This is a genomic window from Shewanella aestuarii, from assembly GCF_011765625.1.
In the GTDB taxonomy this organism is placed as follows: domain Bacteria; phylum Pseudomonadota; class Gammaproteobacteria; order Enterobacterales; family Shewanellaceae; genus Shewanella; species Shewanella aestuarii_A.
In genome coordinates this window covers 3980001-4005715 of the sequence record NZ_CP050313.1, presented here as the reverse complement: position 1 = coordinate 4005715, position 25715 = coordinate 3980001, and the positions used below count along the sequence as shown (strand labels likewise).

At 40.5% G+C, this 25715-nt stretch carries 21 protein-coding genes, 1 rRNA gene and 3 pseudogenes (1 of these 25 only partly in view); 17 read left to right on the top strand and 8 right to left on the bottom strand.

What is annotated here, in order from left to right; genetic code table 11:
- Positions 1–80: 80 nt before the first annotated feature.
- The 4 genes from HBH39_RS17405 (at position 81) to HBH39_RS17390 (ending at position 6297) form a co-directional block, all read left to right on the top strand.
- A complete protein-coding gene (locus HBH39_RS17405) occupies positions 81–2201 on the top strand; it encodes a TonB-dependent receptor (protein WP_167679880.1) in 2121 nt (706 codons plus the stop codon).
- A gap of 206 nt (positions 2202–2407) precedes the next feature.
- Positions 2408–3178 (top strand): DeoR/GlpR family DNA-binding transcription regulator, encoded by a 771-nt coding sequence (locus HBH39_RS17400; protein ID WP_167679879.1) that lies wholly within the window; start codon positions 2408–2410, stop codon positions 3176–3178.
- A gap of 35 nt (positions 3179–3213) precedes the next feature.
- The gene (glmS, locus tag HBH39_RS17395; RefSeq protein ID WP_167679878.1) at positions 3214–5043 is read left to right on the top strand and encodes a glutamine--fructose-6-phosphate transaminase (isomerizing); all 1830 of its coding nucleotides are present in this window, start codon (positions 3214–3216) and stop codon (positions 5041–5043) included.
- A gap of 201 nt (positions 5044–5244) precedes the next feature.
- Positions 5245–6297: a GGDEF domain-containing protein gene (locus tag HBH39_RS17390; protein ID WP_244325704.1), complete on the top strand. Its 1053-nt coding sequence runs from the start codon at positions 5245–5247 to the stop codon at positions 6295–6297.
- Positions 6298–6457: 160 nt separating this feature from the next.
- On the opposite strand, the gene HBH39_RS17385 is transcribed toward HBH39_RS17390, so the two are convergent.
- From HBH39_RS17385 to HBH39_RS17375, 3 genes are all read right to left on the bottom strand, one after another.
- Positions 6458–7447: an FAD-binding oxidoreductase gene (locus HBH39_RS17385; protein ID WP_167679876.1), complete on the bottom strand. Its 990-nt coding sequence runs from the start codon at positions 7445–7447 to the stop codon at positions 6458–6460.
- Positions 7448–7467: 20 nt separating this feature from the next.
- Complete coding sequence (locus HBH39_RS17380) at positions 7468–7836, bottom strand: group I truncated hemoglobin (RefSeq protein ID WP_167679875.1); 369 nt, start codon at positions 7834–7836, stop codon at positions 7468–7470.
- Positions 7837–8209: 373 nt separating this feature from the next.
- A complete protein-coding gene (locus HBH39_RS17375) occupies positions 8210–9403 on the bottom strand; it encodes a class I SAM-dependent rRNA methyltransferase (RefSeq protein WP_167679874.1) in 1194 nt (397 codons plus the stop codon).
- A 392-nt stretch (positions 9404–9795) separates the two neighbouring features.
- Between HBH39_RS17375 and HBH39_RS19700 the strand changes: the two genes are divergently transcribed.
- The 9 genes and pseudogenes from HBH39_RS19700 to HBH39_RS17335 all read left to right on the top strand — a co-directional run bounded on the left by HBH39_RS19700 (position 9796) and on the right by HBH39_RS17335 (position 19419).
- Positions 9796–10386 (top strand): hypothetical protein, encoded by a 591-nt coding sequence (locus HBH39_RS19700; RefSeq protein ID WP_208764174.1) that lies wholly within the window; start codon positions 9796–9798, stop codon positions 10384–10386.
- The gene (locus tag HBH39_RS19695; protein ID WP_208764173.1) at positions 10368–10883 is read left to right on the top strand and encodes a hypothetical protein; all 516 of its coding nucleotides are present in this window, start codon (positions 10368–10370) and stop codon (positions 10881–10883) included. Before HBH39_RS19700 ends, HBH39_RS19695 begins: the two co-directional genes overlap by 19 nt.
- A gap of 67 nt (positions 10884–10950) precedes the next feature.
- Entirely contained in the window at positions 10951–11784 is an 834-nt protein-coding gene (locus HBH39_RS17365) for a metalloregulator ArsR/SmtB family transcription factor (RefSeq protein WP_167679873.1), read from the top strand.
- A gap of 65 nt (positions 11785–11849) precedes the next feature.
- The gene (locus HBH39_RS17360) at positions 11850–12872 is read left to right on the top strand and encodes an ArsJ-associated glyceraldehyde-3-phosphate dehydrogenase (RefSeq protein WP_167679872.1); all 1023 of its coding nucleotides are present in this window, start codon (positions 11850–11852) and stop codon (positions 12870–12872) included.
- Between the two features lie 18 nt (positions 12873–12890).
- Positions 12891–14106 (top strand): annotated as a pseudogene (arsJ, locus tag HBH39_RS17355) (organoarsenical effux MFS transporter ArsJ).
- 106 nt (positions 14107–14212) lie between these two features.
- Complete coding sequence (locus tag HBH39_RS17350) at positions 14213–15196, top strand: bile acid:sodium symporter family protein (protein ID WP_167679871.1); 984 nt, start codon at positions 14213–14215, stop codon at positions 15194–15196.
- A 129-nt stretch (positions 15197–15325) separates the two neighbouring features.
- Positions 15326–16372 carry a polyamine ABC transporter substrate-binding protein gene (locus tag HBH39_RS17345; protein WP_167679870.1) on the top strand — a complete coding sequence of 349 codons (1047 nt, stop codon included), beginning with the start codon at positions 15326–15328 and terminating at the stop codon, positions 16370–16372.
- A 2-nt stretch (positions 16373–16374) separates the two neighbouring features.
- The gene (locus HBH39_RS17340) at positions 16375–18780 is read left to right on the top strand and encodes an EAL domain-containing protein (RefSeq protein WP_167679869.1); all 2406 of its coding nucleotides are present in this window, start codon (positions 16375–16377) and stop codon (positions 18778–18780) included.
- A 45-nt stretch (positions 18781–18825) separates the two neighbouring features.
- Positions 18826–19419 (top strand): HAD family hydrolase, encoded by a 594-nt coding sequence (locus HBH39_RS17335; protein WP_167679868.1) that lies wholly within the window; start codon positions 18826–18828, stop codon positions 19417–19419.
- Positions 19420–19454: 35 nt separating this feature from the next.
- Here HBH39_RS17335 and HBH39_RS17330 read toward each other — a convergent pair whose 3' ends face one another.
- Positions 19455–19637, bottom strand: a complete 183-nt coding sequence (locus HBH39_RS17330; RefSeq protein WP_167679867.1) for a DUF6435 family protein — start codon at positions 19635–19637, stop codon at positions 19455–19457.
- A gap of 83 nt (positions 19638–19720) precedes the next feature.
- On the opposite strand from HBH39_RS17330, the gene HBH39_RS20005 reads away from it, so the two are divergent.
- The gene (locus HBH39_RS20005; protein ID WP_280117337.1) at positions 19721–19849 is read left to right on the top strand and encodes a hypothetical protein; all 129 of its coding nucleotides are present in this window, start codon (positions 19721–19723) and stop codon (positions 19847–19849) included.
- 212 nt (positions 19850–20061) lie between these two features.
- Here HBH39_RS20005 and HBH39_RS17325 read toward each other — a convergent pair.
- Positions 20062–20603, bottom strand: a pseudogene (locus tag HBH39_RS17325) (SDR family NAD(P)-dependent oxidoreductase).
- 384 nt (positions 20604–20987) lie between these two features.
- Here HBH39_RS17325 and HBH39_RS17320 point away from each other — a divergent pair.
- Positions 20988–21686 carry a FadR/GntR family transcriptional regulator gene (locus HBH39_RS17320; RefSeq protein WP_167679866.1) on the top strand — a complete coding sequence of 233 codons (699 nt, stop codon included), beginning with the start codon at positions 20988–20990 and terminating at the stop codon, positions 21684–21686.
- Between the two features lie 106 nt (positions 21687–21792).
- Here the strand turns inward: HBH39_RS17320 and HBH39_RS20165 are convergent.
- The 3 genes and pseudogenes from HBH39_RS20165 to HBH39_RS17305 form a co-directional block, all read right to left on the bottom strand.
- Positions 21793–22002 (bottom strand): annotated as a pseudogene (locus HBH39_RS20165) (GH36 C-terminal domain-containing protein); the annotation flags it as partial.
- A gap of 78 nt (positions 22003–22080) precedes the next feature.
- Positions 22081–22983 carry a 1,4-dihydroxy-2-naphthoyl-CoA synthase gene (locus HBH39_RS17310; RefSeq protein WP_167679865.1) on the bottom strand — a complete coding sequence of 301 codons (903 nt, stop codon included), beginning with the start codon at positions 22981–22983 and terminating at the stop codon, positions 22081–22083.
- Positions 22984–23067: 84 nt separating this feature from the next.
- Positions 23068–23421: a hypothetical protein gene (locus HBH39_RS17305; RefSeq protein WP_167679864.1), complete on the bottom strand. Its 354-nt coding sequence runs from the start codon at positions 23419–23421 to the stop codon at positions 23068–23070.
- Between the two features lie 77 nt (positions 23422–23498).
- On the opposite strand from HBH39_RS17305, the gene ccoG reads away from it, so the two are divergent.
- Positions 23499–24926, top strand: coding sequence for a cytochrome c oxidase accessory protein CcoG (gene ccoG, locus HBH39_RS17300; protein ID WP_167679863.1), 1428 nt, complete (start codon positions 23499–23501; stop codon positions 24924–24926).
- A gap of 569 nt (positions 24927–25495) precedes the next feature.
- A 16S ribosomal RNA gene (locus HBH39_RS17295) occupies positions 25496–25715 on the top strand; it runs 1325 nt beyond the window's last position.

Here is a 25715-nt window from a genome sequence, read left to right as displayed (position 1 = left end):
GTAAATAAACTTTAATAATAATCATTCTCATTTATAATTGCGCCACATAAATACACAATTGCGAAACTTTAGGGGTGAAGATGTTAACAAAAATATCTTGTTTGTCACTAGCAATCACAAGTGCCATTTTATCAATGTCTGCAATTGCAGATGAGCAGAATCAAGTTATTCAAACCTCCTCTTCAGGTATCGAACACGTTGAAGTCAAAGGTAGACAATTCAATGACTATAAAGTAGGTACAGCTTCAGGCGCAATGCGTGGTGATATAAGTATTTTAGATACTCCTCAATCGGTTACTGTCATTCCTGACTTTATTACAGACGAGCAATTGGCCACGAATTTATCTGAAGTGTTAGTGAACGACTCCAGTGTGACAGGTGGCAGTGAAAAGTGGAATCGTCAGGTATTTAACCTTCGGGGTTTTGAATTATCTTCAGGCTCAGGCTTCCTGATTAATGGTCAGCAACAGTGGTCGCATTATGTGCAGCCTATTGAAACATTGCAGCAAGTTGAAGTGCTAAAAGGGCCATCAAGTATGCTGTATGGTCAATCAGGTCCTGGCGGACTGATTAACATGGTCACTAAAAAACCAAGTTATGATCCTATGCTCGATTTGGGTTTTGACATTGACGAATACGGCTCTACTCGTTTGCAGCTTGATACGGGTGGCAGTTTGAATGAAGCGCAAACACTGCGGTATCGCACTGTGCTGGTAAAGCAAGATACTCAGTATTGGCGAGAATACCGCGATGATTCAAACCAAGAGCGAGATCGTTGGTTAGGTTATGTGAATGTTGAGTTTGATATTACTGATGATTTGCTGTTGTCGGTTAAATATGACCATACTCAAGACAAAACTGGGATTGATCGTGGTGGTTGGCTAGATGCTGATGGCAAGCTTATTGGTGGACGTGATGTTATTTGGGACATGCCTTGGGCGTTTATTGATAACACCATAAGTAATTTAGGTGGTGAACTGACTTATCACTTAACTGATGATTGGAAAATAAAAGCCGGTTATAACGACCAACAATTTAACCGTCAGCGTTTAGATTCATCTCCTAGTTTATGTTCAGCATGTGGTGATGACCCGCTAACAGATGGTTATCATATTAGCCCATTTGACCGATATGATGACTGGCAGCATAAGACGGGTTATGTTGATTTCACCGGTAATTTTCACACGGGTGATTTAGAACACCAATTGCTAATTGGCGCTAATATGCTTGATTATTACTATGGCCAGCTAAAAGAGTCTGGTGACAGATATCAACTTGTACTACCAAACCAACCTATACCAAACCCTCAACTAGATTATCGAAATGATGACACCAAATCTGAAAGTGAATACAAACATTACGGTTTTTATGTTCAAGATTTAATGACCATTAATGAATCATGGAAAGCGCTGGCTGGCGTGCGTTATGACGAACAAAAGAAAGACGGTGCGGGGAATAATAGCTATGCCGTTTCACCAAAGTTTGGGGTGATATATTCTCCAGTGTCAAGTGCAAGTATTTACCTTAATTATTCTAAGAGTTTCACACCACAAGGCATGGTTAACGACATTAATGATCTTAACGATAAAATGAACCTTGATCCTGAATACGGTGAGCAGTACGAACTAGGAACCAAGTGGGAGCTACTTGATGGTCGTTTATTACTGACCGGTGCAGTATTTGATATCACAGTAAATAATGTCACAGTAAAAGAACAGATTGAAAATACTGAGCAAACTATCACGACTCAATCTGGCGAGCAGCGCCATCGGGGTTTTGAAATGGGTTCACAAGGCCAGCTTAGCTATGAATGGTTTATGACGGGATCGATGATGTATTTAGATGCAGAGTATATTCGTCCAGCTCAAGACAGTTTAAATGGAAAAACGCCGGTAGATGCGCCACAGTGGTCGGCTAATATTTGGACGCGTTACGAAATGACCCAAGATTTAGCCTTTAACTTTGGGGCAATATATGTGGGTGAACGCTTTGCCAACACCAGTAATTCAATTGTAAAAGACGACTATATCCGTTTTGATTTAGGTGCAGCCTATTCAATGCCGATTATGGGAAATGATATTAGCATCCGTATGAATATCAAAAACTTATTTGACATAGACTACCTTGATGGTGGATCAGAAACAGATGTTACCGTTGGTGAAGGACGTAGTTTTAGCTTGGCATTTGAAGCAAAATTCTAACTATTAATAAACGACAACCATGAAGGTTGATTGATAACTGGTCGCTTACTTTTTAGTGACGATTATCTTTAATAAGCCCCTATATTTTAAATAGGGGCTTTTTTTGTACTATAAAGTTTTATTTTATATAAAATTTGCTAGAAAAAGTTTCATTATGCGCTAAAATACCTTTCGTTTCGTAATTTAAGTGAAAGATAAGCGTCAATATGAACAAACGTAACACTCAACAACGTCGTCACAGTATAATTAACCTGCTAAACCAGCAAGGTGAAGTCAGTGTTGAAGAATTATCCTTACGTTTTGAAACGTCTGAAGTCACGATTCGAAAGGATCTCGCCACCTTAGAAAAAACTGGTTTATTGTTACGTCGCTACGGTGGTGCGATAGCCGTACCCGACGAAGTCTCTCAGCAATTTAGCGCTAAAATAGCACCCAATAAATTAGCCATAGCCAAAACAGCTGCCGCACTGATTAAAGATCATAATCGCATTATTATTGATAGTGGCAGTACAACCTGCGGCATAGTACAGCAGTTGAACGAGCTGCGGGGCTTAGTGGTAATGACTAACTCATTGCAGTTAGCAAATGCGATTCAAGAACTCGAAAATGAACCGACATTATTGATGACCGGTGGCACATGGGACCCACATTCAGAATCATTTCAAGGTCAGGTTGCCGAACTGGTATTGCGCTCATATAACTTTGATCAGCTCTTTATTGGTGCTGATGGCTTAGATTTAGAACGTGGTACCACAACATTCAACGAGTTAACCGGACTGAGTAAAGTAATGGCCGAAATGTCACGCGAGGTCGTGGTATTGCTTGAATCATCAAAAATCGGTCGCCGAATTCCCAATTTAGAACTGCCTTGGTGCGAGATAAATGTCTTGGTCACCGATGACCATATCTCAGCCGAGGCATTACAAATTATTACTGACCAAGGCGTAAAAGTGTTACTTGCGCCTTACGTTGCATAAATTCAATTTAAAACTGTTTATATAGGTAAATCATCATGTGTGGAATCGTTGGCGCAGTAGCGCAAAGGGATGTTGCTGAAATTTTAGTTGAAGGATTACGTCGCTTAGAATATCGCGGTTATGACAGCGCAGGGGTTGCTGTTATTCATAATAACAAGTTAAGCCGCACCCGCCGTTTAGGTAAAGTGCAAGAGCTATCATCAGCACTAGATGAAACGCCACTCGCTGGTGGCACAGGTATAGCGCATACTCGTTGGGCAACCCACGGTGAGCCAAGCGAGCGTAATGCTCACCCGCATGTGTCTGAGGGTGATATTGCCGTGGTCCATAACGGTATTATTGAAAATCACAACAAGCTGCGTGAAAAACTTAAAAGCTTGGGCTATGTGTTTGCATCAGACACCGACACAGAAGTCATTTGTCATTTAGTACAGCACGAGCTTAAAACCGCTGATAATTTATTGACCGCAGTACAAGCCACAGTAAAACAACTAGAAGGTGCATACGGCACTGTGGTTATCGACCGCCGCGACAGTTCACGCATGGTTGTCGCTCGTAGCGGCAGCCCATTGGTGATTGGTTTTGGTTTAGGCGAAAACTTTGTTGCCTCAGATCAACTGGCCTTGTTACCTGTTACTCGTTCATTCGCTTTTTTAGAAGAAGGTGATGTCGCAGAAGTCACTCGTCGTGAAGTGAACATTTTTGATGTTAACGGCAATCCAGTTAAGCGTGAAGTGAAAGAATCTGAAGTCACTCATGATGCGGGTGACAAAGGTGAATACCGTCACTACATGCTTAAAGAAATCTACGAGCAGCCAACTGCAATAGCTCACACTTTAGAAGGCCGTATCGCTGGTGGTAAAGTACTAGATTCCGCCTTTGGCGACAACGCCGCTGAATTTTTAAAAGACATTAAGCACGTACAAATTATTGCCTGTGGTACCAGTTACCATGCGGGTATGGCAGCGCGCTACTGGTTAGAAGACTGGGCTGGCGTATCGTGTAACGTTGAAATTGCTTCTGAGTTCCGTTACCGCAAGTCGCACCTATTCCCAAATAGCTTGTTAGTGACAATTTCACAATCGGGTGAAACAGCAGATACCCTAGCGGCACTGCGTTTAGCCAAATACATGGGTTATAAAGCCACTTTAACCATCTGTAACTCAGCGGGTTCATCGTTAGTGCGTGAGTCTGACATGGCGTACATGATGAAAGCGGGCGCTGAAATTGGCGTGGCATCAACCAAAGCCTTTACGGTTCAATTGGCTGGTTTATTAATGCTAACCACTGCAATTGGTCGTCACAACGGCATGAGCGAAGAAATGCAAGCGGCTATCACCCAAAGCTTACAATCCATGCCAGCTAAAGTTGAACAAGCCTTGGGTTTAGATGATGCCATTGCTGAGCTCGCTGAAGACTTTGCCGACAAGCACCATGCATTATTCCTAGGCCGTGGCGATCAATACCCAATCGCAATGGAAGGCGCGCTAAAACTGAAAGAAATTTCATATATCCATGCTGAAGCCTATGCTTCTGGTGAACTAAAACATGGCCCTCTTGCACTTATTGATGCCGATATGCCGGTAATTGTTGTTGCACCCAACAATGAGTTACTTGAAAAGCTTAAATCAAACGTTGAAGAAGTTCGTGCCCGTGGCGGGTTAATGTATGTGTTTGCTGACAAAGATGCCGAATTTGAGTCAGATGACACCATGAAAGTGATCCCTGTTCCGCATTGCGATGAGTTTATGGCACCACTGATTTACACCATTCCACTGCAGTTATTGTCATATCATGTAGCATTAATTAAAGGTACAGATGTTGACCAACCACGTAATCTTGCCAAATCAGTTACAGTTGAATGATTTGTGTAAGTCGTTGATTTTGTTTTGATTGTTATTTATTATCCAGTAGTGTAGATTCTCTACATACTGGACTTTTTTTTTTTGGTCATTTGTCATAAAAATGCTTTTAAAAAGCTAGAAATCAGCTAGGTTAAGCGTATAAAGGTAAGAGTGAGTTGAGTGAAGTAAGATAATTGCACGTTAAAAATGAAGGGAATCGAATTGAAAGAGCCAGTTAGCACTAAACTGCAAAGTTTAGGAGAGTTACAGCAAACTAAAGTGATCGCATTATTTTCGCTCGTGGGTATGACCATTACCGGGCTAATGGCCTTGTTTGCTGTATATAACCAAAGTTGGACCCTGGCATTGAGCCTTTTTGGCTCAAGCAGCATATTCTTTTTTGCTTTTTACCTTGTGAAATGGCGCAATCACAGCCATGTCAGCTCAATTATTATTACCTATTCCCTATATATACTCATGTTTTATCTTATCTTAACTGGTGGTGTCGCGAATACTGGGCCATTATGGATATCCATTGTACCTCCTGTCACTGTGTATATTCATGGCTTACGCAAAGGGTTAATTAATATTAGTATATTTGTCTCTATTGCCGCATTTATCATGTTTAGCCCCAATATAATCGAACAGCAGGCGCTGTATCCCATTGAATTTAAACTTCGAATTATTTATTCATTTTTAACTATTAGTTTTTTATCTGCGCTTTATGAATACTCAAGAACAGGACTGTATAACAGTGCATTAGCGCTAAATAACAAGCTGAATTATTTGGCTCACTTTGATGAGTTAACTGGACTTCGCAATCGCCGTAGTGCAGAAATTATATTGGATGATCATGTTTTAAAGGCAAAATCAGGTGCTACATTTTCAGTGCTATTGTGCGACATCGACTTTTTCAAGCAAGTTAACGATAAGTATGGCCACAATATTGGTGATAAGGTTTTGGTTGAAACGGCTAATGTGTTTACCAAGTTGCTAAGAGACACTGACTATGTTTCTCGTTGGGGCGGTGAAGAGTTTTTATTTATCTTGCCTGATACCAATATAAATGAGGCTTACGACATTGCAGAGAGGATTAGAACAGCTGTTGCACAACACCAAGTGAGCCTTATGGACCATGATATTAGCGTAACGATTAGTATTGGTATTCAAGAGCATAGAGGCATTATGAGTTTAGATAACTTAATTAGTCTTGCCGATAAATATTTGTATGAAGCCAAAAGAGCAGGTAGAAATCGCTGTTTACCACACGTGTAATTTGAAAAAAGCCAATATGCTAGATTTTACAGAACTGATAAGCCAGATGAAGATAGTTTATGTTGAATATAGGACGGGACTGATCAAACTTAAACCGGTTTGGTTTGCTGTATTAGGTGGTTTTGTTCCTGATTAATTATGGTTTTTAAAAATGTAATTATTAGGTACCTTTATACTCAAAAGCATCTATAAAAATTTGTGACATTAATGCGCCAGCTAAATAAGTTTGCATTTGTGTTGCTTTCACCATACCTGGGTTGCCACACAAGTAAATATCAAATTGATTGAGGTCTTTAATCGTTTTAAGTGCAATATCATTGGCTCTGCCAGGAGTTATCTTATCTTCCTCTTGAATGGTTTGTTTGTCCTTCCCTGATAAGGTGCAGGTTAGATAAATGTTGGCGTTTTCATCAACTAAAGATTGCAACTTTTGTTGAAGGTATAAGCCAGTATGATTGTGGCTACCATAAAATATATGAATTTCACCGGTATGATTACAGTATAAGGCTTCAGAGATAATCCCATAGAGTGGTGAAATACCCGTACCAGTACCAATCAATAATAACTTTCTTTGTGGTGGACTTGAGTAAATAAAATTACCTTGAGGGCCTTGAATTTTTAATGTATCGCCAATTTTAAGATTGTCATTTAGCCAATTGCTAAATGCTCCACCGAGTTTTCTTCTGACATGAACTTCAATATAGGCGTCTCGTTGCGGTTGTGATGCTATTGAATAACTGCGTATAAGTCTATTTTCGTTGGGGATTGCGATATTTATAATCTGACCTGTTTTGTAGGCAAATCCTTCAGGTCTTTCTAAGCGAATACAGCAAACATCTTGATTGTATTTTATGTATTCAACAACCCTAACGGAATAAAACAACTCATTATTATTGTTTGGTAAAATATTAATAGTGGTGTTCGTTATGCAAATGCAAGGTAAGAAGTAGCCTTGTTGATGAAGGTTAGATGGTAATTTACTTATGCAGTTTTCTGGTAAGTCTAATGAGTCAGTTTTTAGCATGCATGTTAAACAATTTCCTGACTTACAAGAGTGAGGAACATTCACTCCTTGACGAAGCAAAGCGTCAAGAACACTTTCATTGTCAAGGGAGGTGTATTGTTTACCCTCAATGTGAATGTTGGACATAAGGTATGATGTTACCCATTCTAAAGATTTAAAACGTCATCATGGGTACTGCCGGCAATGGCCATCACTTCACCAATTAGATCTTCAGAAACGTTTAGTTCTTCTAAAGTTGCTTGTAAATGTCCTGCAACAGCATTGAAATGCTCTTCATTTAAGCCTTTTGCTACTAAAGGCGCATGTGCTTTTCTCATGTCCAGTCCTGTATAGTGGTTAGGACCACCAAATGCCATCGTTAGAAAGGATTTTTGCTTCGCGTGTTGAGCTACCATGTCGGTGGTATCAAAAAAATGCTTAATAGAGTCATCGCTCAACACTTTGCGATAAAAGATATCTACAGCGGCATTCACTGCTGCTTCACCACCGATACGTTCAAATAGTGCTTTATTCATCTTATTACCTTGTTTTTTGATAAATATTAATTAAGGAACTTATTCGTAATCTTGAGTATAGGTGCTATTAGGTTTTTAGCAAGATAAATAGTTGGTCAAGTTTGATTAGTTTTAAGCTTTTATTACAGCGGTATAAACAAAGTTTCGGGTATCAGCGCGGCTTTGAACATCGGATACTTGAGGACGAACTTGCAGCATGTCAAAGTCGAACTTGTACACAAGCAAGCGCAGGCAATTGATTGGGTTGAAGCTAAGTGTTTTGTTAATTGAGTACGTATGATTTATACCAAGGGGCTTATCATAGGTTTGCGAATAAACGCTTAATAAAAAGGGAACATAAAGTTCCCTTTTAAGTCGCTAAATCAGCAAAACATTACCACACTCTGGCAACCAAGCCTTTCAGGTAATACCCTTCAGGAAATGCGCTGCTAATTGGGTGATCGCTTGCTTGGTGCATACGTTCAACAAACTGTACTTCGCGCTTGGCATCTAATGCGGCGTCGGCAACCACTTTTTGGAATAGGTCTGACTGCATTAAACCCGAACATGAGAAGGTTAATAAAATCCCACCGGGTTTGAGTAACTGCATGGCGATCATGTTGATGTCTTTGTAACCACGACAAGCGCCATCTAATTGCGCTTTATTATCGGCAAACTTAGGTGGGTCTAACACGATAACATCAAAGGTCTTACCCTCGTCTCGATATTGTCTTAATAGTTTGAACACATCGGCTTCGTGGTAGTGAACATGGTCGTCGTTTAAGTCATTTATCGCCATATTGTCGCGGGCAGTTTGTAGCGCTAATGATGAGACATCGACGTTTTCGATGCTGGCAGCACCCGCTTTGGCTGCGTACAAACCAAAGGTGCCGGTGTAGCAAAAACAGTTTAGGACCGATTTTCCTTTTACAAAACGGGCTGCTATGGCGCGGTTATCACGTTGGTCTAAGTAAAAACCGGTTTTATGGCCTTTAACCACATCAACCGCGATTTTTATGCCGTTTTCTTCAATGATAACTGGCATTGGTGGTAACTCGCCATGCAGCAATCCCGTGACAGGCTGTAAGCCTTCTTTTTTACGTGAATCAACATCTGAGCGTTCATAAATAGCGCAATCAGGAAATTGAATGGCTAATTGCTCAACAATGGTATCGCGCCATTTTTCTGCGCCTGCACTAAGTAATTGGCACACTAATACGTTGGCATAACGGTCAATGGTGATACCTGGTAAACCATCCGATTCGGCAGCAATTAAACGATAACCTGTTAGGCCCTGTTCATGGATCAGATCTTCTCGTCCAGCTTGAGCTCTTTGAATGCGGCGGGCAAAAAAGTCTGCGTCGATCGTTTCTTCTTTATCGAAGGTCCATACGCGAACCTGAATTTGCGACTCTGGCGACCAAGCTCCGCGGGCTAACCAACGGCCATCGTGGCCAACAACCTCAACAGTATCACCTGCCTTTGGTGTACCTCCATTAACGTTGTGTATACCGTTGGAAAATACCCAAGGATGACGTCGTTCTAATGAACGTTCGCGTTTAGGTTTGAGTTTAATTCTGATCGCCATGGTGTTGCCTAATGTAGTTGAAAAAGTGTTAAGTAACGCTGAGTCCATAATGTCGAATATCGATGGCAGCATTGCTTAAAAATCATATTGTATGAGGTTGAGATCATAGCGTGTTTTACACATAAAAACCGAAAAAATAATGATATCGATGAAGCTGTGATTATCTTTTTTGATATTTGCCGATTTATAGGTTGCAAGACCAGCTTGGTTGCTGGTGTTCTACTTTTACAGCCTTGCGTTGTTACCGAGTGGTATGAGGTGTAAAAAATTAGTGTTATTTTTGTTGTGGCATGGTACTTGTAAAACATAACAAAAATTAGATGCTTAGTGGATTGGGTTAGCATTAGCCTTTTGCCAAGCACTTGCACCAAAGAATAATAATGGTTTCGATTATGAACAAGATAATACAGATTTATTTTATACCCGCAGCTGTTTTTTTATCGGTACTTATTGGCGGGGGATATGGAACTGGGCGTGAAGTGGTAGAGTTTTTTACCAAGTATGGTCAGTTGGGTGGTATTCTTGCTATTTGCTCGGCAACGCTTGTTTTTACAGTTGTACTGGGACTTACATTTGAGTTTGCTCGTCAATTTAACGTGTATAACTATCGTCTTTTTTTCAAAAAATTGATTGGCCCTCTATGGGTTGTTTTTGAAGTTTTATACATATTGCTGTTTCTTCTTGTTTTAGGTGTAGTCAGTGCTGCTGCAGGAAATACCTTACAAGAACGCTTTGATATTCCTTCCTATATTGGCTTAATTTCGATGCCGTTTCTTGTTGCATTTTTTGTGCTTTTTGGGCGAATGATTGTTGAAAAAGCTTTAGCGTTCTGGTCTGTGCTGATGTATGGCGTATTTATCACTTATTTTGTGATTGTAACGGGACAATCTGACGTTGATTTATTTCAACAAACCACAACGGCAGATATTCAGTCTGGTTGGTGGATTGGGGGGCGCTATATGCCATGTATAACTTGGCGATAGCCCCAGGGCTTCTTTTTGCAACGCGTGAAATTGAAACTCGCCAGCAAGCTTTTATTTCTGCTGCCATAGCTGCTGTTGCGATTATGATTCCAGCATTACTTTTTCACATCAGTTTTGCTGTTGGCTATCCAGAAGTGTTAGATAAGCCTTTACCTAATTATTGGATGATTGAACAATATGCACCAGAGTGGTTGCTAGTGTTATTCATTATTGCTCTTTTTGGCACACTTATCGAAACAGGTGTCGGACTGGTTCAAAGTCTGATTGAACGCATTCCAGCCACCAATGATGATGCTAATCAAAAACCTTTGTTACGAGGTGTAATTGCTTTTTCAACTGTGTCTTTAGCGGCGCTATTAGGCACGTTGGGAATAGTGGACTTAATCGGTAAGGGCTATACCTTAATGTCTTATGGATTTGCTCTTGTTTATGTCATTCCTGTTTGTACCATTGGTGCGTACAAAATATTCAGAAATAAACACAAGCCTCATACATAAAAAAGTTTACATGTAATATTTCATATATACACTATTTCGCATATATTGGTTTGCGTGAAATATTAACATGACAAAACAACGAGTGCTGTTTCTGTGTACCGGAAATTCAGCCCGCTCGCAAATGGCTGAGGTGTTGTTAACACATCGTGCGGGTGATCGCTTTGAGGTTTACAGCGCAGGTACAGCGCCAGAAACCGTGGACGCTCGCGCTATTGATGCGCTTAATCGTTTTGGCGTTGATCCGGTTAATACCCGCCATCTTGTCGCAAATTCGATTGATGATTTTGCTGGGAAAACCTTTGATTATGTGATTACGCTTTGCGACCGAGCGGCAGATGAGTGTCGTAGTTATCATGGTGCGGGTAAACAGCTGGCATGGGATTTCCCCGATCCTAAATCGCGCCAAGGTAACCAGCCTTTTTTAATAACCTTGAATGAAATCAATAATCGGCTGACGATGTTTCTGCTGATTGAAAATACTGCAGACAAAGCATTACCAACTCCAACCCCCGCTTTACCACGACTTGATCCTACGGCTTTTTATAAATGCCTTACGGATGATATTCGCTTAAAAACCTTAATGTTGACCCATTACCATGGCGAGTTGTGCGTATGCGAGTTAATGCAAGCCTTGGCAGAAGACAGCCAACCTAAGGTTTCGCGTAATTTAGCCGTGTTAAAAAAAGCCAACATTATCAGTGATAGAAAACATGGTCAGTGGGTGTTTTATCGAATTAATGCCGAGCTGCCATTGTGGGCAAAATCTGTGATAGCCCAAACCACAGAAAATAATATTTCCCTCATCGCTGCGCCGCTGCAAAGACTGGCGCAGATGCAAGCTCGGCCAAGCAAGGCAAACTTTAGCAAGGCAAACTTTAGTAAGACGAGCTTTTGTAAGTAATTTTATATTAACGACTTATTTTATATTTATAACTTGTTTGAAAAGAAACAGCAGAGGATGTGCGAATGACAATTAAAATTGGTATTAACGGCTTTGGTCGTATGGGACGTTTAACAATGCGTGCGGCATTTGATTGGGACGAGATTGAAATCGTGCATATCAATGATCCCGCGGGCGATGCCGCAACCTTAGCGCATTTAATGACCTTTGATTCAGTGCATGGCCGTTGGCACCATGAAGCAAGCCACACTGAAGAAAATGAACATCAAGCCATACTGATTAATGGCAAAACAATTCCATGCACTCAAAATGTGGCCACTCAAGATACTGATTGGTCACAGTGTGATGTGGTTATTGAGGCGTCAGGCAAGATTAAAACCAAAGCTTTGTTGCAAGCTTATTTAGATCAAGGCGTAAAGCGTGTGGTGGTTACCGCACCCGTTAAAGAAGATGGTGTGCTTAATATTGTGATGGGTGTGAATGAAGCGTTATACAATAAAGACATCCACCCTATTGTTACCGCAGCCTCTTGTACCACCAACTGTTTAGCGCCTGTGGTTAAAGTTATCCATGAAAAAATAGGTATTAAGCATGGCTCAATGACCACCATTCATGACATTACCAATACTCAAACCATTATCGATGCGCCGCATCAAGACTTACGCCGCGCTCGTGCTTGTGGCACTAGCTTAATCCCCACAACCACTGGCTCAGCCACAGCGATTACCCATATTTTTCCTGAGCTAAAAGGTAAGTTAAACGGCCACGCGATTCGTGTGCCACTCACTAATGCATCCCTAACAGATTGCGTGTTTGAAGTTGAGCGTAAAACCGATGTGGCAGAGGTTAATCAGCTATTAAAGCAGGCGGCAGACAATGAGCTTAGTGGTATTTTAGGTTATGAGACCCGCCCGTTAGTGTCGATTGATTATAAAACCGATCCGCGCTCAAGTATTATTGATGCCCTATCAACCATGGTGGTTAATGACACTCAAGTGAAACTGTATGTCTGGTATGACAATGAGTGGGGCTATGCTAATCGCACTGCTGAGTTAGTGCGTATGGTTGGTTTGGCTGATAAAAACTAACATAAAGGTTATGAATTAATGGGGTTTTTATCGTTAAGCAATTTATCACCACAAATTAAGCAATACTTGGTGATAACAGGCAATTATTGGGCGTTTACGTTAACTGATGGTGCGCTGCGGATGCTGGTGGTACTGTATTTTCACCATTTAGGTTATAGCCCACTCAATATTGCCATGCTGTTTTTGTTTTATGAAATCTTTGGGGTGGTGACTAACTTAGTTGGTGGTTGGCTTGGGGCGCGTTTGGGGCTTAATAAAACCATGAATATCGGTTTAGGGTTGCAAATTATTGCTTTAACCATGTTAGTCGTGCCTGCTGACATGCTCAGCATTGGCTATGTGATGCTGGCACAAGCGCTGTCCGGTATTGCCAAAGATTTAAATAAAATGAGCGCTAAAAGCGCCATTAAACTCTTGGTGCCAGCGGGGCGGAGGGCAAGCTATATCAATGGGTTGCTATTCTCACTGGTTCAAAAAATGCCTTAAAGGGGGTGGGTTTTTTCTTAGGGGGATTATTACTGACCTTGCTTGAGTTCAGGGGGCTATTATTTTAATGGCCTCACTGTTGGCGCTAGTTTGGCTGTTTAGCTTAATTAGCCTTAAACAAGATTTAGGCAAAGCCAAGAATAAGCCTAAGTTTAAAGATTTGTTTTCAAAAAGCCGTTCAATCAATATTTTATCTGCAGCAAGAATGTTTTTATTCGGTGCCCGTGATGTGTGGTTTGTCGTGGCTTTGCCTGTGTTTTTAGCTGCGACCTTTAACTGGGATCACTGGTGGGTTGGCGGTTTTATGGCAAGCTGGGTGATTGGCTATGGTATTGTCCAATCATTAGCGCCTTATATTACCGGTAAAAATCATGGTCAAGTCCCCAGCGGGCGGGCAGCGGTATTGTGGGCAAGTTATTTAACCTTAATACCCGCAGCTATCGCACTGGCATTGCATCTGGATTTCTATGTGCAAAGCAGCATTATTATTGGCTTGTTAGTGTTTGGGGCTGTGTTTGCGGTTAACTCGTCTTTGCATAGTTATTTAATTGTGAGTTATGCCAGCAGTGATCAAGTGTCCCTTGATGTGGGCTTTTATTATATGGCTAATGCGATGGGGCGATTAATTGGTACAGTATTATCGGGGCTGGTGTTTCAGTTCTATGGTTTGGAAGCCTGTTTGTGGGTGTCTACTTTATTTGTTGCGGTCACTGCATTGATTTCAATTAAACTTCCTCAATTTAAATAACATAAAAAACTCGGGGGAGTGGCATTTTCATGGTCTAATGTGAGTTGAGTTAACCCTGTTAGCTCAGCTTATTGTTAGTCATAAAATTCACGCTAAGTTTCAGCATATGAAAATAATTAACGCAATTAAAAAAGAATGGTTTTTGGTGGGGATGGTTATCGCTATTATCTTGGCGGTCTTTTCTGCTGAGGTGGGGCGTTCGGGTGGAGTGCTTCATCTTGATCAGCTAACCGGTATTGGTGTTGCCATTGTTTTTTTTCTCCATGGTCTAAATTTATCGCCTCAAGCCATTAAAGCTGGGGTTTCGAATTGGCGATTGCATATTTACATTCAGTCAGCAACCTTTGTGGCTTACCCTATCTTATGGCTCATTTTTGGCAGTACATTTTTAGCTTATATGCCGGCGGCGTTAGCGTTTGGTTTTTGCTATCTTTTTGTGTTACCAAGCACCATTTCATCATCTGTGGCAATGACAAGTGTTGGCAAGGGCAATGTGCCCGCGGCTATTTTCAACGCTTCACTTTCAAGCATCATCGGCGTGTTAATTACGCCACTGCTTATTCGATTATTTATGAATCTTGAAGGTGCAGAACTCAATCTAATGGATTCTGTCATCTCTATCGCTAAGTTGTTGTTAATTCCTATGGTATTAGGGCAATTGTTGCGTCCTTTATTACTAAAGTGGATTGATAAACATAAATCAGTTATTGGCAAAGTGGATAAAGTGGTCATTATTTTGATTGTTTATAACGCTTTTTGTGACTCGGTGATCAACGGTATTTGGCGTGATTTTTCGGTAAGTTTGTTGGCGGCCTGTATCGCTATTTGTGTGTTGGTGATGTTATTCATGGTTCACTCTATTCAATGGGGGGCAAGGCGCTGTAATTTTTCTGTACCCGATGAGGTCGCAGCGGTATTTTGTGGCACCAAAAAAACCTTGGCAGCCGGTGTTCCTATGGCGCAGGTTATTTTTGGTAATGATCCTGGACTAGGGATGATGTTATTGCCGATTATGCTTTATCACCCAATTCAAATTTTTTACTGCGCTATGCTGGCCAATCGTTATGCCCGCCAAGCTCAATCAGTTTAAATTGCTCGGAAATATTTAGCATTATGTTATAGAATAGTTACTCCAATGCAACGCTGTTGATGTTAGTTGCCTTCCTCCTGTGGCGCAAACTACATGGGTGAAACGCTCAATAAAATGGGTTAAAAGAACATGATGAATCTATCAAGTATTAAAAAGCGTTTTGTATTGGCATCCTTGATGATGTGTTCTGGGGCGGCATATGCAGATGACATCAATATTTATACGTGGGAAGATTATTTTTCAGATGACATTATTGCTGAGTTTGAACAACAAACTGGTCATAAAATCACGCTAACTTATTATGATAGTGAGCCAGACCGAGACAATTTGTTACTGAGTGAGCAAGCGAAAAATTTTAATATCGTTTTGATTGATAGCTTGATGTTGGGCATCAACAATAGCAAACAGCCCATGTATCGTTTTTCTGAAACATCGATGCCAAGTATATCCAATCATAATCCTAAATGGCGTCAGGCATGTGGTGATGTAGGGATCCCTTATGCAAAAGGCACCATCGGAATAGCCTATCGAGAAAGTGTCAGTAAAACCCCTATTACTTCTTGGTCTCAGTTATTTACCCCACCAGCTGAGCATCAAAATAGAACCTTGATGATTAAAGATAATCTTGATACTGCCGCGGTTGCTTTGATTGCTAATAATTTACCCCCTTTTTCTGAAAACAAAGATGACTTAAAAGTGGCTTTTGATACTCTAAAACAACAAGAGCCCTACCTGTTAAGTTATCAATATCTACTCACCCATACCGCCATTAACCAAGATAAAAGCCGAGCTAGTTTAGGGATGGCCTACAGTGGTGATATTGCATCTATAACCAAAAATAGCGGCCAAACAGACTGGAAATACGTCGTTCCAGATGAGGGTACCTTGTTTTGGGTTGATTGCTTAGCAATACCATTTGAAGAGAATGCCACTGAAGCTACTTTATCTTTTTTGAATTATATTAACGATCCCCAAGTGGCAATTGCCGTAGCGGAAGAAATCTTGTTTTCTACCACTAACGATGCAGCGGTTAAGCTGGGCAGCGAAAGTTACTTATCTGATCCTGATTTATTTATTTCTTCAGACATTCAAGCACGTAGCAGTTTTTATCAGCCAGTGAGTGATGAGTCTATGCTGCTGCGTCAGCGAATGAACAATTTGTTAAAAGATAAGTAATAATGAAACTTAGAAAACGAATTAACTTAATTTTATTACCTGCAATTGCGGTAGTGTTTTTTACGTTTTCATTTTTCTTTTATCAATCTGTAAAATATAACCTTATCAACGCTACGCTGAGTGCTTTTTCACATCAATTTGAACGCATAGCAAGTAATGGGGTTGCCAAAGTTATTGCAGTTGAAAACATGATTAATTATCAACTACAAAGTAAAGAAGCTGCTGACTTATTTGAACGTGCTAAAAATGATGATACTGATATTCGGGTTAGCGCGCAGTTTTTAGATCGATTTATTAAATCGAGTGAAAGCGAGTACATTCAAGATATCGCGATTTTTGATTTAAGCAAGCGGCCTATCAGCTATGTGGATTTTGACGATCCGTTTACTGATGCCACGGTGACGGAATCAAGCGATTTTTTGATCAACAAAATTAATAATGCTATAGCCAGTAAAAGCCGCAAACGTATATTTGCTAATTATTATCAAATTGTTTCGACAGATTCTAAACCCTATCAATTGCAGTTATACCGTGTTTTCTCGCCTTACCTTTTAGTGTCAGAACCTTTATATAACTACACAGATGATTTAGTGGTTGTGCAAACCAGATTAAAACCAGATTATTTCAGAAACATTTTTAATCAAGATGTTAGTCAATATCAAGATTACCTTACCATTGAAATGTTTACCCACCCTTTAACAGAAAAAAGGCTTAATAATAGGATTGTTGTTGAACATGTTGAAGGTGATGATTCATATCATTTTGCTATCACCGTATTTAATGGCTTGGTAAATGTTAGCTTAAGCAAGCAATTTTTTGCCAAGCAATTGACAGAGTTAAAAATTCAAATTGGCCTAGCTGCGCTGGCCTTATCGTTATTTTGTTACCTTATTTTGCACTTACTTATTTACAAGCAAATTATTCGTCCCATAACTGAGTTAGCGCTAGGCATTAATGCCATACAACGAGGGGATAGTGAGGCGCTTATTCCGCTTGATACAGACGATGAGGTGGCTGAACTTAATAATAGTTATCTTGCCTTAATTGAGCGTATTCAACAGCTAGCCAATAATGATGAGTTAACCGGGCTGGCAAATAGGGCGCATTTCAACCGAGTATTAGATAAAAAAATGCATTCATCTAAGGCCGAAATAGGTACCTTAGGATTGCTGTTTATCGATTTAGATAATTTTAAATATGTTAATGACAACTTTGGCCACGAGGCCGGTGATCGTGTATTGGTGACATTTGCGAATAGATTGACCAATTCGTTAAGAAAAACCAATCGTGCCAAAAATAAATTTCAACGCCAGTGTGTTGCCCGCTTAGGTGGGGATGAATTTGTAGTATTACTAGAAGGGCTTCCCGTGGTTGATGATCTAAAGGTCATCGCCAAGCGGATTATTGCCTTGTTTGAGGATGGATTTGAGGTTGACGGTAAAACCTATGATGTTCATGCCAGTATTGGCATAGCATTCCAACAAGGTAATAAATGTAAAGCGGATGCATTTTTACAACAGGCTGATAGCGCCATGTATGCCGCTAAAAATGGCGGTAAAAATAATTATTGTATTTATGATGATTCTTTAGATAACCAGCTAAAAGAGCAGAAGTATATTGAATCTGAAATTGTAAAAGCATTACGTGAAAATTCCTTCTATTTAGTATTCCTTCCTTCTTATGAAACAGCAACTCTTGCGGTAAAGGGTTTTGAAGTTTTACTGCGGGCACCGGAGTTAAATAAAAAGGGTATTGGGCCAGATAAGTTTATTGCGATTGCTGAGCAAAGCGATTTAATTACAAAAATTGATTTATGGGTTATTGCTGAAGCCTTGACTAAGTTGGCAACTCTTAGACGCTTGCAGGAATTTGATGGTACGTTAGCAATCAATATATCTTCCCGAGAGCTGTTTAATGACAGCTTTGTTGCTGAGGTATCAGCCTTGATGCTGCAACACAAAATACCGCCATATAAGGTGATATTTGAAATATCTGAGGCATCTTTATTAGTTGAAAATAACAAGGTATTGATTAATCTCACCAGATTAAAAGCCCTAGGGATAAAAATAGCCATTGATGACTTTGGGGTAAATTATTCCGCTTTTAGTCATTTAAATCATTATCCGTTGGATTCGTTAAAAATTGATCGTTCATTCCTGTTGCAAATGCAAGGCGTTCAAGTGGGTAATAAACCACTAATAGACATTATTTATGACCTTGCCAATATTCATGGTTTAGATGTGGCTATAGAAGGGGTACAAAGCGAGAAAGAGCTGGATCATGTTAAAAAATTAGGCTGCAATACGGTACAAGGGTTTTATTTGTCAAAGCCATTAGAGTGGCACCAAGCTCAGGCGCTGGTTAATAAAACCAATGTGAGCTATTTTCCAAGCAATAAAACGAGTTAAAACAAGTTTTTATGTTGAAGATCTTGCCTTTAAATTGGAATATTAATGAATATTGCGTTGTTTGATTTTGATGGCACGATAACCACAGAAGATAGTTTCAGTGCATTTATCTTTTATGCCACGCCCAAGTTGCGACTTTGGTTTGGTATGCTGTTGTTATTTCCTTTTATTCTGCTGTACAAACTTGGCTTATTTCCAGCGGCCAAAATACGCCCAATGATAACCTTTGTTGCTTTTTGGCGGCGCAATGTTGCCCAGGTGGCGATGTTAGCGCGAGATTATGTCGATCAACATTTACTGTTAATAATAAGGCCACAAGCACAACAGCGAATTGACTGGCACAAGCTGCAAGGGGATAAAATTATTGTGGTGTCGGCCTCCATTAGCCCTTATTTGTCTATTTGGTGCCACCAGCAAGGGATTGAGTGTATCTGTAGTGAGTTGACCATAAACCGTCATCGCTATACGGGACGCTATAAAGATGGCGATTGTCATGGTGACAACAAAGTCAGTGCTGTTCATCGTGTGGTTAACTTAAGCCAATTTGAGCGCATTTATGCCTATGGTGATACCGATGAAGACATTCCTATGCTGGCATTGGCAGATGTTGCATATTTTCAGTGGCAAAAACAGCCTTAACGCTACAATGACTCATTAGCTATTTTATTAGCCGCTTAATCGTCAGTTTGGCGTTGTTCAATGGCTATCATTTGTTGGTTAATTTTTTCAGCTTCAGCGGTAAGCATTGAATAGCTTCTAATATCTCCTTTACGCTGGGCATGCATGGCTTGTTCAAGCTTGGCTTCATATTGTTTATTGAGTTTTTTGATGGGATCTTTGTTAAAAAATGAAAACATACCTATCTCTTTTGTTGACCTAAGCTTTGCTGCTCAGAGTAATTAGATAGTGTTGATACGCAGTTCAAAAGGTTTTGGTTGTTATGGTGATTAATATTATCCAGATAACGCTGGTGGCGCAGTGGATTTCAGATGTTTTAACTGCAACGAACCTTGCGCTTCTCCTGCTAGAGAAGCTTCTGATTGATTTATTTGCTGCCGTTTACCTTTAAAGCATTAGTCTTTAACAGAGGATTTTATATTTAGGTCGCGTTAAAAAAATGGCTAGCTCCCTGCGATGCTAGTCATTTTGCTGGGGATTTATCTTTAAATATCAGATTATTCAGATGTTGGGGTTGAGTTTTAGAGCTTGTTTTGCATAGGTTGGCGAGCAAATGGATGGTTCCCCAATCTACAGCAATAAAGTGATGACAACTGGATACTGTTACGCTCTCCTACCTTCAATATTAATGCACTGACCTGTGATTAACTCACTGTTGTCTGAAGCCAAAAATAGCGCTAACGCAGCCACATCTTTGGGCGTAATACGGTGCTTTATCGACATTGACTCCATCCACTTTTGTTCTTCTTGCTCGGTTAACCAACTTGATAGTTGTTTTTCTGTTGTAACCCATCCGGGTAAAATGGCATTGACACGTATCCTATATTCAACAAATTCTTTTGCCAGCGAACGAGTCATTCCCATTAGCTCCATCTTTGCTGTGACATATCCGGTCATTTGCTGTGAGCTAATTAAGGCAGTGATTGAGCTGAAATTATAAATGCTGCCACTGGTGTATTGTTTCATGATTTTAAAGGCTGCTTGAGAAGCGAAAAGGCAGGTTCTAAATTGACTTGCATGCATCTATGCCATTGGTCTGCTGAGATATTCTCAACGTTATGGCGCGAGTCGTCAGCAAGATTGATAATAAGTACATCTAGGGCGCCAAAGTGAGCGGCTGCTTCATCAATGGCAATTTGTAACATACAGTTTTAAATCAAATGGATTCTCTCATTTGAGAGAGGAACGAGGCGGTAAGCTGGTCAGTGGCTTGGCTATTTATGTCGATAAAGGCAACCTTAGCTTGCTGCACCAGTGATAAAAATGACTTTTCCTTTTTAGTTTTTGATATTGGGTCTAACTATTCAAGTTATGTTCCATCCCTTGTTGTATTGGTCGAATACGATTGCCATTACCAACTCAGCTTTTCTAGCATCCATAGTGGGTTAATATTTTTGATAATAATGGAGCTGAAAGGGTTAAACGCCCACTTCTTACCACTCATTTGACATTAAAACAAAATTATAACATAGATGTGTTTAAATATGATATAACAGATTTATGTACTCTCAACTTGGACTTTTACAGGCATGGCCAGCGCACCCCGACAGAATTTAACCCATCAACTAACTCACGATCTTGGTGTAGCAATCGTGCAAGGTGTTTATCCTATTGGTGAGGGGTTACCCTCTGAAGCTGATTTGTGTGTCGAGTATGATGTTAGCCGCAGCTCTACTCGCGAAGCGGTCAAAATGCTGTCTGCTAAAGGTTTAATCACTTCTCGTCCTAAACAAGGCATTAGAGTGATGCCTGAAAGTCACTGGAATATGTTTGATACAGATGTTCTACGTTGGATATTAAGTAGTAAACCTTCTTTATCTTTACTCAAAGAATTCACCCAGGTGAGAGTGGCACTAGAACCGCAAGCGGCTATGTTAGCCTCAATGAATGCTACCGATGAGCAGTTAGATAATATTGCTAAAGCCTTAGAGCGTATGGCTGAAGCCGATCAAGGTTTAGATGATCCGCTAGAAGCCGATATTGCTTTTCACACCAGCATTTTAAGTGCCAGTGGTAATCGTTTTTTTGTGCAGTTAACCGAGTTTATTAGTACAGCATTGCGAGTGAGTATTCGCTACACCAATAAAATTAAAGGGGTGGCTGGCACTGATGTTGCAAAGCATGCCGAAATTTATAATGCAATTAAAATGCGTAATCCTGTGTTAGCCCAAGCAGCGGTATCGATGATTTTACAAGAAGCTCTAGAGTTGATTGAATCTAGGCTTTAATTCTTATCTTTATTCGTGATGAGTGCTGACCATTGATATAGCCCAGACACAAAAAATGCACCTCAATTTAAGGTGCATTTTTGTATTAATGAAAAGTAAGCCTTGCTTAAACTTGTGTTAACTCGAATATGAGTGATGTTTGAGGAAAGGTGATTGGCAACTGCATACCAATTAACATCAGTGCCTCACCTGTAAATATTTGGCCTTCAATCACATCTAACACATTATCCGAGTATTCAAATAACTGCGTTGGCCACAATTTAGTGATTTTATATTTCGCCTGTGAGTTTAACCCTGCAAAGCGATATTTTGGCGGATTGGTGCGTGGAGGTTCTTAGATGCTGTTGTAGGCAAATAATGCCTGACTTGCATCAGCAGCAATTCGCAGCAACCATCAATAATGCCAAGGGAACTTAGAAAAGTCTTGGTCACGTTTTTCTAAAAAGGCATCACGGCCTTCTTGCGCTTCCTCGGTACCGTAAGCTAAACGAGTGGCTTCACCAGCAAATAATTGCTGCCCTACCAAGCCATCATCAGGCAAGTTAAAGCCATATTTTAGCATACGCATGGCTGTTGGAGATTTACTGTTAATTTCTTTCGCCCAGTTTAACGCTTCAGTTTCAAGTTCAGCATGAGGAATAGAGCGGTTAACCATCCCCATATCAAAGGCTTCATCAGCTGTATAATTAAAGCCTAAGAAGAAGATTTCACGGGCGCGTTTCTGGCCAATCATTTTGGCTAAATATGCGCTGCCATAGCCTGAGTCAAAACTGCCCACATCAGGATCGGTTTGTTTAAAAATAGCATGCTCTTTAGAGGCTAAGGTGAGATCGCACACTACATGTAAGCTATGACCACCGCCAACAGCCCAACCAGGTACCACAGCTATCACGACTTTTGGCATAAAGCGAATTAGACGTTGCACTTCTAAAATATGCAAACGACCCATTCTTGCAACATCAGGCTTACCTTCCTCTGCTCCTTCGTATTTATAGCCATCTTTACCACGGATGCGCTGATCGCCTCCGGCACAGAAAGAGTGTTGGCCTTTGGCCGATGGGCCATTACCGGTAATTAATACACAGCCCACATCTGACCACTGACGGGCATGATCTAATGCTGTGTAGAGTTCATCAACCGTTTTGGGGCGGAAAGAATTAAGACAATCAGGACGGTTAATTGCAATCCTAACAGTGCCTTGGTCTTTAGCTCGGTGATAAGTGATGTCTTCAAAGTTGAATCCCTCAACGCTATCCCAAAGCGTCACGTCGAAAGTATCAGAAACCTGTTTGGTCATAATAAGCTAGCCTTTTTCAATGTAATCTTTAAAGGCTAGGCGTTATTAATTCTTAGGTCAATCGGGTAAGCGGAAAACCGTTAATTAAATCTTGTCACAAATGAACTGCAAATTGTCTTTGCTAAATACGGGGTGGGTTATTTTGCTACCTTGGCAGTATTCTTGTTTAAAATCAGCAATTGCTTCGTTTGAGGTAAATGTACCGTCTAATTCTCTAATTTCGATAGTTGATAAACGCTCATAAATTAGGTTTTTAATTTTCTGTGGAGCTTGCTCACTAATTTTTTGAATTTTGGTGCCTGTCATTGAAGACAGTTTTTTGTCAGCAGCTGAAAAAAAGCTTTGAACATACTCAATGGGTTCATCCAATTTATCGGTCTCAGTAGCAAAGTAATAAATTATCCCACCAATGATAGCTAAACCTATCCAACCTCTCATTTTTTTGCCCAAGTTAGTGTTAGAAAGGTATATACTATTCTAGTTTTTATGTAATGTTAATGTAGTAAGGCTGTAAAATGACAATGGAATCTAAACCCAAGGATTTTTCAAAACAATCTCGCATTAAGATTCACCAGCCAGATGCCAGTAAAGCCGACCGCTTTAATCCTCGAAATCGTATATATGTTCGTGCCGTTGATGGTATTTGGAGCACCTTGCGCAGACGAATGGGATGGATAGCCTTATCCTTCTTTCTTATTCTACCCTGGATCCCATGGGGTGACCGTCAGGCGGTGTGGTTCAATCTAGCTGAACAAAAGTTTCATGTTTTTGGACTTACTATTTGGCCGCAAGATCTTACACTTTTAGCAGCACTATTTATGATTGCTGCTTTTGGCTTGTTTTTTGTCACAACCTATCTAGGTAGGGTTTGGTGTGGTTATACCTGCCCCCAAACCGTATGGACGTTTATCTTTATTTGGTTTGAAGAAAAACTTGAAGGCGCGCGTAACAAGAGGATTAAGCTAGATCAAATGCCCTGGAGCTTTGATAAGTTATGGCGTAAAAGTGCCAAACATACGGCATGGCTATTAATTTCCTTACTCACCTCCATGACGTTTGTATCTTACTTTGTTCCAAGTGCAGAAGTCTATATCGATGTATTCACCCTAAATGCTAGCGGTGGAGTGTACTTCTGGGTGGTGTTCTTCACATTAGCGACTTATGGCAATGCTGGTTGGATGCGAGAAATCATGTGTCTTCACATGTGTCCCTACGCACGATTCCAATCTGCCATGTTTGATAAAAACACTTTTATTGTCGGTTATGATGCGTCTCGCGGTGAAACCCGGGGACCACGGTCACGTAAAGCGGATCCAAAAGCCTTGGGTTTAGGTGACTGTATTGACTGTGACTTGTGTGTGCAGGTATGTCCAACCGGTATTGATATTCGCAATGGTTTACAATACGAGTGCATTAACTGTGGTGCTTGTATCGATGCTTGCGATACCACGATGGAACGAATGGGCTATGATAAAGGGCTCATTAGTTACACAACCGAAAATAAACTTGATGGTATTAAAGAGAGCGTACTTAGACCTAAGTTAGTAGGTTATGGTGTCGTATTAACCGTCATGATTCTATTGTTCATCTATGCTAGTGCTACTATTGCGCCGGTTAGAATGGATGTTATCCGTGACCGTAATGCTCTGTATAGAGAAAACAATCTTGGTGAGATTGAAAATACTTTCACAATTAAAATCCTCAATAAGACAGAAGCAAAACATCAATATCAATTAAGTGTAGAAGGTATAGATAATGCTAAATGGATAGGACCGCAAACAGTCGATATTGATGGTGGTGAAGTATTAACCCTCCCAATTAGCGTCGCGGTAGATCCCGTTGAGTTAAAAAGAAGCGTTACCAATATAAATATAGTTGTAAAGTCCGAAATAGATGGTGAATTAGTGACAACAACTCAGGAAACACGCTTCTTTGGTAACTAGTTTTCTAAAATGTAGTCGGCTAAAGTGCATCTAAACGGGCAAAATAGTTCCATTTTTGCCCGTTTAGATTAAAAAAGATGCCATCAGCTTTATTTTTGCAAAAAACTTCAAAAAAGCCCTTGCGCTAAAAACTTATCTGCCTATAATGCGCATCCACTGACACGGCAGACAGCAATAGCCAACACCGAGCCAGCCTGATTTGATTAGCAAATAAGCAATCAAATTAAGGCGAAAAGAAAGTTTGAAAAAACACTTGACGCCAACACGGGAAAGCGTAAAATACGCAGCCCAAGCCAACGACCTAGCGTCAACGGCCGCTAAGCGAAGGTTAATTCTTTCGGCATTAGTAACGCTCTTTAACAAACTAAACAAGAAATCTGTGTGGACATTCACGGGTATTGAGTTATTCGAAATTGCTTCTTAGGAAGCAATCAAAAATTTAAACTCAATGTCTTCTCTCTTAAATGAGAATGATGAATGTTCATAGCAATATGTACAAAAGACTTTGTTAACTTCGGTTGATAAAGCAATCAGAATTCATTGAGCCGAGACTTAGTCTCAAAAAACTTTAATTGAAGAGTTTGATCATGGCTCAGATTGAACGCTGGCGGCAGGCCTAACACATGCAAGTCGAGCGGCAGCGGGAAGATAGCTTGCTATCTTTGCCGGCGAGCGGCGGACGGGTGAGTAATGCCTAGGGATCTGCCCAGTCGAGGGGGATAACAGTTGGAAACGACTGCTAATACCGCATACGCCCTACGGGGGAAAGGAGGGGACCTTCGGGCCTTC